Here is a 10,459-nt window from a genome sequence, read left to right as displayed (position 1 = left end):
GGCTGCATCCTGTTGTGGAGAGGTTCCTGGTCGAGGGGTGGCGCAGGGGCTTTAATCAGAGGTGGGGTTGCCGATACCAGGAGGTAGGGTGGGGGCGAGGGGGCCCTGGCCGGGGGATGAGAGCCAGGGATCAGCATTCCAGGACACGGAGAAGCAGGATCCTGGCTCTTCGCGAGCTTTGAAACCTTCCGCTTTGAATCTCGCCGCGGACTACGAAGTCGCTGTGGGAGACTGCTTTAGCAGCGAATGAGCGCGCGGGGGCACAAATGGGCTGCTGATAACCGTGGGGCGGCAGGGGGACGAGGGACGATATGGGGGACACAGGGAAAGCGATGGGGGCGCAAGGAAACACGCTGATGGAAAAACGCCATCCGGTTTTTCTCAGCACCGGGTATCCGGATCCACTGGGGGTGCGTCAGAAGGTGCTGGCGCCGTTGTTGAATCAGGCGCTGATGCCCTTGGGGATGACGGCGTTGGATGACGGCGCCGATCATATGCCGCTGGCGCAGCGGTTGATCGATGACAGTGACTATGTGGTGTTGATTCTGGGTGGGCTGTACGGCGCTCTTTCGCCGCTGGGGCTGAGCCAGATGCACCGCGAATTTGTCTATGCCGCCACCAAGCGCAAGCCGGTGCTGGCGTTCATTCACGAAGCACCGTCGCTGTTGCCGGAAGCGGCACGGGAAGCATCCCGTGAAGGTGCCGTGCGGCGCGATGATTTTGCCCGCTTGCTGCAGGGCAAGGCTCGCTGCCATAGCTGGCGCGAACCGGTGGATCTGGTGGAGCGGCTGACACGGGTGCTGCCGGATTGGTTGCGAATCCATCCGGCCGCCGGCTGGGTCCGGCCCGGTAACGCCGGTGGTAGTGAGGGCGCCGTTTTGCGCCGACGGCTGGCGGCCCTGGAAGCCGAGCGCGAGCGCTGGCTGACGGAGCAAAGGCCGGCGGCGGCGGTACTGGCCCGCGGCGGCGATGCGGTGGAGCTGGAATACAGTTGCGCGGTGTATCAAGGGGGCGCCTGCAAGCTGACGCGGGCGCGCAGCCACTGGCAATGGGACGCGGTATTCGGCTCGCTGGCACCGAAGATGCTGGAGGGCGCCAGCGAGGTGGTGTTGCGCAAGGCTCTGGAGCAGGCGTTGACGCGGCGGGCGCTGGAGGAATTGAAACCCCGTTTTCCGGAGGCCCACGCGGTGCGCAATGTGACGCTCGCGGAGCCGGTGCTGCAGCAGATCAAGGTGCAGCTACGGGCGCTGGGTTTGATCCGTCACGATGAGAGAGGGGTCGGGCCGGGTTGCTGGCGGCTCACCGCGACCGGTGACGCCGCCATGACCCAATTGCTGGCGCGGCGCCGCGAAGGGGGGTAGAGGTTATTACGAAGCCGCTGTGGGAAGCTTGCTTGCAAGCGAATGGGACAACGCCGGAGGACGGAATTCGCCAGCAAGCTGGTCTCCCACGGAGTGTGCCACGAAGCCGCCGTGGGAAGCTTGCTTGCAAGCGAATGGGACAACGCCGGAGGCCGTGTTCGCCAGCAAGCTGGTCTCCCACGGAGTGTGTCACGAAGCCGCTGTGGGAAGCTTGCTTGCAAGCGAATGGGACAACGCCGGAGGCCGTATTCGCCAGCAAGCTGGTCTCCCACGGAGTGTGCTACGAAGCCGCTGTGGGAAGCTTGCTTGCAAGCGAATGGGGCAACGCCGGAGGACGGAATTCGCCAGCAAGCTGGTCTCCCACGGAGTGTGCCACGAAGCCGCTGTGGGAAGCTTGCTTGCAAGCGAATGGGTCAACGCCGGAGGCCGTATTCGCCAGCAAGCTGGTCTCCCACGGAGTGTGCTCCGAAGCCGCTGTGGGAAGCTTGCTTGCAAGCGAATGGGTCAACGCCGGAGGCCGTATTCGCCAGCAAGCTGGTCTCCCACGGAGTGTGTCACGAAGCCGCTGTGGGAAGCTTGCTTGCAAGCGAATGGGACAACGCCGGAGGCCGTATTCGCCAGCAAGCTGGTCTCCCACGGAATGTGCCACGAAGCCGCTGTGGGAAGCTTGCTTGCAAGCGAATGGGACAATGCCGGAGGCCGTGTTCGCCAGCAAGCTGGTCTCGCACGGAGTGTGCTCCGAAGCCGCCGTGGGAAGCTTGCTTGCAAGCGAATGGGTCAACGCCGGAGGCCGTATTCGCCAGCAAGCTGGTCTCCCACGGAATGTGCCACGAAGCCGCTGTGGGAAGCTTGCTTGCAAGCGAATGGGACAATGCCGGAGGCCGTGTTCGCCAGCAAGCTGGTCTCCCACGGAGTGTGCCATGAAGCCGCTGTGGGAAGCTTGCTTGCAAGCGAATGGGACAACACCAGAGGACCGACATTTGCCAGTAAACTAGCTCCCACAGCGGCTCCGTAGTCTGGACAGTGAAACCCGGGCGCTCAACGCCCGGCCAGCTTCTCCTTGAGTGCTTCCACCACCTGATCCAGCGGCAGGTCCTCATTGTCTTCCGCGCCCCGGCGCTTGTATTCCAGCACGCCACGGTCCAGTCCTTTTTCCGCCACCAGAATACGGTGGGGGATGCCGAGCAGTTCGGAGTCGCTGAATTTCACGCCCACCCGTTCTTTCTCGCGGTCGTCGTAAAGCACCTCGATACCAGCCTCGGTGAGCGTCTGATAGAGCTGCTCGGCGGTGTCTTTTTCGCGCGGGCTTTTCTTCGGATTGAGCGGCATCAGTACCACCTGGAACGGGGCGATGGCTTCGGGCCAGATGATGCCGCGCTCGTCGTGGTTCTGCTCGATGGCGGCCGCCACGATGCGGCTGACGCCGATGCCGTAGCAGCCCATCGGCATGGTCACCGCCTTGCCGTTTTCGTCCAGCACGGTGGCGTTGAGGGCCTCGGAGTATTTGGTGCCGAGCTGGAAGATGTGGCCCACTTCGATGCCGCGTTTGATCACCAGGGTTCCCTGGCCATCCGGGCTCGGGTCGCCGTTCATCACCTTACGCAGATCGGCCACTTCCGGCAGCGCCACGTCGCGCTCCCAGTTGATATTGAAATAGTGCTTGCCGTCCTGGTTGGCACCGGCGCCGAAGTCGCTCATCTTCGCCACGGTACGGTCGACGATGCAGGGAATCGACAGATTCACCGGCCCCAGGGAACCGGGGCCGGCGCCGATGGCGGCGCGGATCTCCGCTTCCTCGGCGAAGGCCAGCGGCACCGCCACCGCCTCCAGTTTTTCCGCTTTGACGTCGTTCAGTTCATGGTCGCCACGGACCAGCAGGGCCACCAGGCCGCCCTCGGCCCCTTTCACCACCAGGGTTTTCACCGTCTTCTCGATGGGCAGGTCGAATTGCGCCACCAGCTGCTCGATGGTTTTGGCGTCGGGCGTGTCCACCAGCGTCATTTCGGCGCCGGGCGCCGGGCGCTCGCCAGCGGGGGGCAGCGCTTCGGCCAGCTCCACGTTGGCGGCGTAGTCGGAGGTGTCGGAGAAGGCGATGTCGTCCTCGCCGGAGGCCGCCAGCACATGGAACTCATGGCTGGCGGCGCCGCCGATGGAGCCGGTGTCCGCTTCCACCGGGCGGTAGTCCAGCCCCAAGCGATCGAAGATCGCGCAGTAGGCGCGGTGCATGTCCTGGTAGGTCTCGGCCAGCGATTCCGCGTTCAGGTGGAAGGAATAGGCGTCCTTCATGGTGAACTCACGGGAACGCATGACGCCGAAACGCGGGCGGATCTCGTCGCGGAATTTGGTCTGGATCTGATAGAAATTAAGCGGCAACTGCTTGTAGCTGTGAATCTCGTTGCGCGCCAGATCGGTGATCACTTCTTCATGGGTTGGTCCCAGGCAGAAGCCATTGTCGTGGCGGTCGTTGATGCGAAGCAATTCAGGGCCGTAGGCGCTGTCGCGGCCGGACTCCTGCCACAGCTCGATCGGTTGCACTACTGGCATCAATACTTCCTGGGCGCCGGCCCGCTCCATTTCCTCTCGCACGATCCGCTCCACCTTGCGCAGCACGCGCAGGCCGCTGGGCAGCCAGATGTAGAGACCGGATGCCAGTTTGCGGATCATACCCGCGCGCAGCATCAACTGGTGACTGATGACCACCGCGTCGGCGGGGGTCTCCTTGACGGTGGCAAGCAAATAGCGGGAAGTACGCATAATTTGTACGAATCCGGATCAATAAGGTGCGATTGACGGTGCCGAAGCGTTAAGTGGGCTATTCTACATAGTCGGCCCGGCGCTGACACCGGTAGGCTTCCTGTCAAAGCGGGCCTCTGGCACTATCTACGCACTATTCACTTATTCACTACTTACTATTCGTTTGCCATCGCCGATTTGAGAGAGAAGGAAGACAACAGTGCTGAGCGCGCAGGAAGTACAGACCATTATGTACAACGGCTTGCCTTCGGCGGCCGATACCGCTTTGCAGGTGGAATGGGTGGAAGGGAACCGGGCGCGGGTGCGCTATCCGTTCCAGCCGTCGATGATTCGCCCCGGCGGCACCATTTCCGGCCCGACCATGATGGGACTGGCGGATTCCGCCATGTACGCGGCGATTCTCGGTCGGCTCGGGGCGCTGGAAATGGCGGTGACGCAGAATCTGAATATCAACTTTCTCAGCAAGCCGGCGCCGGTGGACATGATCGCCGACGCCGAAATCATCCGGCTGGGACGGCGCTCGGCGGTGCTTGAGGTGCGTCTCTACAGTGTCGACAGCGATGACATGGTGGCCCATGTCACCGGTATTTACGCGCTGCCGGCGGCTACCTGAACTCCTTCTCCCAAATCAGATCGAGCGCCTGATTCTTGCTGCTCGACTGGGCTTCCAGGTGTAACTGCCGGGTCAGGGTGTAGCGCAGCATCACCGTGGATATGGCATCGAAAATCCCCACCGCGTAGGTCAGATACAGGCGCTCGGAGATCTGCTTGCCGAGCATCAGCGCGGCGTCCTCGGTGCCGCCCCAGTCGCTGCCAATGGTGACCTCATCCAGACCCAGGGTCTCGCTGAGTTTGCGGGTCACGCCGCTGCCCTGCAGGCCATAGATCGCCAGCGCCTGGGCCACCATGGCGGCGTCGGTCTGATTGGCGTTGCTGAGCCCGCGGCCGGTGAGCAGATAGGACATGGCCTCGCTTTCTTCCAGGGTCGGGTCGGAGAAGATCCGCGCCTTCGGTTGCTGCAAGGTGCCGCTGATACGCACCCCCACCACCAGGCTTTCACTGGGAATCTTGCGGATGGCGAGGATATCCAGGCCCGGGTTCTCCGGCGGTCCCTGGAACATCAGACGGCCATTGTCGATGGCCAGATTCTGGCCGTAGGCGCGGTAGCGGCCTTCCTTGATGGTCAGGTTGCCGTTGAGCTGGGCCGGCTGATCCACTTTCTGACTTACTCGCAGCTCGCCGCCCAAGGTGGCGGTGAGACCGAAGCCCTCGAAGCTGACCTTGTCGCCCAGTACCACGTCCACCGACATGGCGAAGGGCAGCGGCGCACGGTCTTCGGTCTCGGCGTCGATAATCACCTGGTCCGCACTCACCGACACCGCGCTTTCCGGTAGTTCGCGGGGCTCAAGGTGAGCCTCGGGCACGGTCAGGGTGCCGTCCAGGGTGAGATCCTGACCGTTGCCCTGAAGCCGCAGGGCCGGGCTGACCCAGACCTTGGCGTCCGGGCGGTTGGCCACCTTCAGACGCTCGCCATCGATGTTGAGCGTGACCGCCAGCGGTGATACCTCCGGACGCCATTCGCCGTCCAGGGTCAGGGTGCCTTCGCCGAACCGGGCGCGCCCGCCCAGTCGCAAGCCGGCGGCATCTCCGGCGGCGGTAAAGGTGATTTCCTCCATGGCGATCCCCAGTTCCGGCACACTGGCGCGGCCGCCGGTGAGATCGATCTGGCCGCTTAACCGTGGCGCGTCCTGCGTGCCACTGAGGTTCAATTCGCCACGGACGGCGCCGTTCAACTCGCCGATTTGCGGGATCAGGGCGGCGAAGTCATCGAGTTTGGGAATATCCAGACGCAGCCGGCCGTCAACCGGAGCCGCCGCGCTCAGGCGAGTGTTCAGCTCCGCGTCCAGGGAGCCGTGTCCGGCCACCACCAGGGCCAGTTGGCTGGCCAGGTTGCCCCGTTCGAGGGTGCCGTCGAGACGGGCGGTATCCAGGTTGAAGACATGGTCCTGTCCGGTATCGCGCACGATGAGCCGGGTGTGGTCGGCGCTCAGGGTCCATTCGCCGTTGGCGGCGGCCAGGGTGCCGGAGAAACGGCTGTCCAGGTTGATCTCGCCGGCCAGACTGAGTTGATCTCCGAGCCAGGGATTGAACAGGGTCAGCGGCAAACGGGCGAGTCGGGCCTCGGCGTTGAAACGGCCGCCGTCGCCGTGTTCACCGCCCAGACACAGGCGGCCCTCGCCGCTTTGACGTTGCAGACACAGTGTCTCCAGTTGCTGCCGGGTGGCACTGACGCTGAACGGCGCCGGTGCATCCAGTACCCAGTTGCCGGCGCGCGGTTCACCCAGTCGCCACTGTTCGATCCGGCCGTGCCAGCGCCAGTCCTGACTCAGAGCTGCCTGTAGGGCGAGTTCCAGCTCGGCGGTGTCCTGGTGGGCGGCGAGTGTCACCCGATGAGCCGCGCGGGTGCCCTGGACCGCCAGCGTCAATTGCTGCAGGCGCTGTTCAGCGCCCTGGCTTACCGGGCCCAGGGTCAGGGTCAGGCTTTGCCGGCCGTTGCCGGTTGTGAGATTGCTGAAGCGGGCATCAAGACGGGGCAGGTGCCAATCCTCCCAGGCCAGTTGCCGGCCGCCCAGGTCGCCGCTGAGCAGCGGGTTTTCCAGGGTGCCGGCCAACCGCCAGCGCAGGTCAAGGGCGCCGCGGGCCAGGCCTTGCCACGCCGACAAATCCGCCACCGCGGCGGTTCCCGCCAGCGCCAGCCGCTCTCCCACTTTGCCTTCGGCGGTGATCCGGTCCTGGCCCCAGCGGCCGGTCAACGTCAGACTCAGATCGCCGCCGGCGGGCTGGCTGGCCTTGCCGGTCAGCGATACCGGTTTTTTCCGCAGCGTGCCGGTGAGCGACAGGGGATCGACGCTGACACGCCAGTCCTGGTCGCGCCAATGTCCCTTGCTCCGTGCGCGCAGGGTCAGATTGCCGGGCCAGTCCGGGGCCACCAGCGCCGGGTCTAGCGCCTCGCCGTCGACGTTGAGGTCCCAGGCCGCGCCATTCTCATAGGACAGGCTGCCGGAGGCGCTGAGGTGCTGGCCAGCGCCGTCCAGATTCAACGTCGTCAAGGCCAGGGACCGGGTGCTGGCGGTGGCGTCCAGATTCAGCATGAGCGGGTGGCCGTCCGCTTCCAGATCGGCATTGCCCTGGATGTCGAGGGCATCGAGCGTGCCCACGGTGGTCAGCTTGCCGGCGCCCAGTTGCACCGGCACCGGAGTATCCACTGGCAGCGCCTGGGCCGGCCATTCATGGATCAGATCCAGGCTCAGGGTCTGATCCCGCCAGGCCAGGCTGCCGTTGCTGCTCAATGTCAGCGGCGCGCTGAGGTCGTGGCTGATGTTCAGTTTGTCCAGATCGCCACGGAAGATCAGACGACCGCCCAGTTGCGGTGCCACATCGTCACCGGCGGCGGGGCGGCGCCAGAGCAGGTCGCCCTGGGCTGGAAACGGAGTGTGCAGATTGCCGGAGAGACTGGCGTCCAGGCGGGTGTCGGCCACGGTGAGCGCGATCCGGGGCAGGTTCAGCCGTTGCCAGGCGGCCCATTGCTGCCCTTCCAGATCCCGCAATTGCAAATCGGTGGCGCCTTCCAGAATCAGTTCCTTCAGCGAGAAGGTATCAATGCGCACGCCCAGCGGCAGGGCGACGCTTTCGGGCATGGCGAATGGCGTGTCGTCCGGTTGCTGATCCGCGGGGGAGGGCGGTATATGCACCCGTACCTGGTCGGCATGCAGTTCGCCCAGGTAGAGCCAGCCGCGCAGGGCTTCCAATGGCACCAGCGAGAGGCGCAGCTGGTGCAGGTCCACCACCAGCTCATCCTGACGGTACCGCAAATGCGCCACCTCCGCGCCGCCGAGCAGATTGCCTTGCCAGCCTTCAATGGTGAGTTCACCGGGCAGAACCGGCTTGACCTGTTCCAGCACCCAAAGATTGCCGGCGCGGGAGGCCAGTAGTCCGTAGACGCCAGCGATCAGCAGCAACGGCAGCAGGATCATGATCAGCAGGGCCATGCGTAGCCAACGCCAGCGCTTCACAGGTCCGGCCCCATGCTCAGGTGCAGCCGCCAGGTGTCGCCGCCGCTCAGACCACGGGCCAGATCCAGACGGATTGGCCCCAGTGGTGAGCGCCAGCGCACGCCGAAACCGGCGCTGCGTTCCACATCGTAGTCGTTGAAGTCATTAAAGGCGTTACCGGCGTCGGAGAACACCGCCAGGCTCCATTGCCGGCTGATCGGACGATCGTACTCGACGCTGGTCACCAGCAAGTGGCGTCCGCCGATGACGTCATCGTCGTCGTTGGTGGGGCCGAGGGATTCGTAGGCAAAACCGCGCACGCTGGAGTCACCGCCGGCGAAGAAACGCAAGGAGGCGGGCAGATTGCGCACGTTGTCGATCTCGGTGTAGCCGACTTCGGCACGGGTCAGCAGGCGGCCCTTGCCCAGCGGGACAACCAGTTTGGCCCAGCTGTCCGCCTGCACGAAGCTGGACGACGACGCCATCGACTCATGGGCACCGCGCACCTTGATCCCCAGCCGCCACCCCCAGCGCGGGTAGATCGGATCGTCGGCGTGGACGCGGCTGATCTGGATGCCGGGCATGATCAGTTCGATGTGATCGGCCTGATCGGCCACATCGAAATTCTCCTGCAGGTATTCCAGCGAGGTGGTGACCACCCACTTGGACGGCAACTCGCGAATGTAATCGACCCCGGTGCTGAGAGTTTCACTTTCCCGGGTGTCGGTGATCTCGTTGAGGTAGCGGGCGTGCAGATCCAGCCGTTCGGTATTGGGATCGCGCAGGGGAATCTGGTAGTTGGCGCCCACCCCCTGACGCAGATCGGACAGCTCGGTTTCCGCCCGGGCGCGATGGCCGGCGCTGTTGACGCGGCGGTTCTCGATCCCCAGCCGCAGCCGGGGACCGGTATCGGTGCTGACCCCGACGCCGGTGAGCAGCGCCCAGCGGTTGCGCATGGTCAGGTTGACACCGACATCGATGGTCTTGCTGTCGGGGTTGACCTGGCGACGCTCCAGCCGCGCGGCGCTGAAATAGCTGGTGCCCATATAAGCCTGTTGGGTCGCCAGCAAACGTTCGTTATTGAAGGGCTCGCCGCTGGTGAAACGCAGATAGGCATGGACCAGACGCGGCTCCAGCGGGACTTCGTTGATGGTGATCTCTCCGACGCTGTAGCGCGGTCCGCTGTCCACCACCATGACCACCCTGGCCCGATGCCGGGCGCGATCCACTTCCAGGCGGTGGGTGGAGAGACTGCCCTCGGCGTAGCCCCGGTCGATCAGCAGCTGTTGCAGTCGGCGTTTCAGGGCCTCATAGCGATCGTGGCGTAACGGATTGCCGGGGGAAAGGTTCGCCTTGTCGATGGCATTCTGAAAAGCGGGATCCTGCTGCGCCTCGCCATTGAAGGTGATCGACAGGGTTTCCACGGTGGTGCGGGGGCCAGGGGTGATGGTGAGAGTAACACCGAAGCAGGCCTCGCCGCTGGCGTCCCGCCACTGTGGCACGATGTCCGGCTGATAATAGCCGAGAGCCTGCATGGCTTCTTCCGAGCGGCCACGAACCTGGCGCAGAATCAACGCCTTCTGGCCGGGGCCCGGCTGGCAGACGGCATCGTCCAGGCCGACCAGTACCCGCACATTGTCGCGCACGTCGTCACGCAGATCGCCATTGATGGTCAGTACCGGTTCTTGCTCCGCAGCCCGGGCCGGAGCGTTGACGGCAAAAGTCAGCACCAGAGGCAGCCCTGAGAGCAGGGCGCGAAGCGCGAGGGGCCGGCGGCGGCGTTCGGTCCTCATAGGGCGATGACAACTCGACAGTAAGACAACGGGCGATCGGATTCCGGCCGCCGGTGGCCGGTTCGGCGGTGATTGGGGCGAGGCGTTCGTGTAACGGTATTCCGGTGGTGAAAAAGGCTGTCCCTGATCATGACGCTACTACTTCGATTTCGCCCCTTGCTTGGCCTGGACGATGGGCCCGGCCCCTGACTCTGGAAAGACTACTGGAGGAGTTTAAAGGAAAGCCAGCAGTAGAGGGATTCTTTCACATTTGAGCCGGACGCCGGACGCTAGACGCTAGACGCTAAAGTCAAAACCCGGGGCTGCGGGCATTGCGGAAATAAAAAAGGCGTTTTAGTGCTTGCCAGGGCGTTGGGTCTGGTTTTGCATTATCGGCGTCCGGCGTCCGGCGTCCGGCGTCCGGCGTCCGGCGTCCGGCGTCCGGCGTCCGGCGTCCGGCGTCCGGCGTCCGGCGTCCGGCGTCCGGCGTCCGGCGTCCGGCGTCCGGCGTCCGGCGTCC

Annotated in this window: 5 protein-coding genes; 2 read left to right on the top strand and 3 right to left on the bottom strand. The window is 64.5% G+C overall.

Going from position 1 to position 10,459, the window contains the following annotated elements; all coding sequences use genetic code 11:
- Positions 1-356 precede the first annotated feature (356 nt).
- On the top strand, positions 357-1,361 hold the full coding sequence (locus E0L37_RS21010; RefSeq protein ID WP_133493597.1) for a DUF4062 domain-containing protein: 1,005 nt from the start codon (positions 357-359) through the stop codon (positions 1,359-1,361).
- A gap of 1,038 nt (positions 1,362-2,399) precedes the next feature.
- Here the strand turns inward: E0L37_RS21010 and E0L37_RS21005 are convergent.
- Positions 2,400-4,115, bottom strand: a complete 1,716-nt coding sequence (locus tag E0L37_RS21005; RefSeq protein ID WP_133493596.1) for a proline--tRNA ligase — start codon at positions 4,113-4,115, stop codon at positions 2,400-2,402.
- Between the two features lie 199 nt (positions 4,116-4,314).
- On the opposite strand from E0L37_RS21005, the gene E0L37_RS21000 reads away from it, so the two are divergent.
- Entirely contained in the window at positions 4,315-4,728 is a 414-nt protein-coding gene (locus E0L37_RS21000; RefSeq protein ID WP_133493595.1) for a PaaI family thioesterase, read from the top strand.
- Here the strand turns inward: E0L37_RS21000 and E0L37_RS20995 are convergent.
- Positions 4,721-8,188, bottom strand: a complete 3,468-nt coding sequence (locus E0L37_RS20995; RefSeq protein ID WP_133493594.1) for a translocation/assembly module TamB domain-containing protein — start codon at positions 8,186-8,188, stop codon at positions 4,721-4,723. The genes E0L37_RS21000 and E0L37_RS20995 overlap by 8 nt on opposite strands.
- The gene (locus E0L37_RS20990) at positions 8,185-9,897 is read right to left on the bottom strand and encodes an autotransporter assembly complex family protein (protein WP_240687531.1); all 1,713 of its coding nucleotides are present in this window, start codon (positions 9,895-9,897) and stop codon (positions 8,185-8,187) included. The genes E0L37_RS20995 and E0L37_RS20990 overlap by 4 nt, the downstream gene beginning before the upstream one ends.
- Between the last annotated feature and the right edge of the window lie 562 nt (positions 9,898-10,459).

Source organism: Alcanivorax sp. 24, from assembly GCF_004360225.1.
Classification (GTDB): domain Bacteria; phylum Pseudomonadota; class Gammaproteobacteria; order Pseudomonadales; family Alcanivoracaceae; genus Alloalcanivorax; species Alloalcanivorax xiamenensis.
This window is presented reverse-complemented; position numbering and strand designations above follow the sequence as displayed.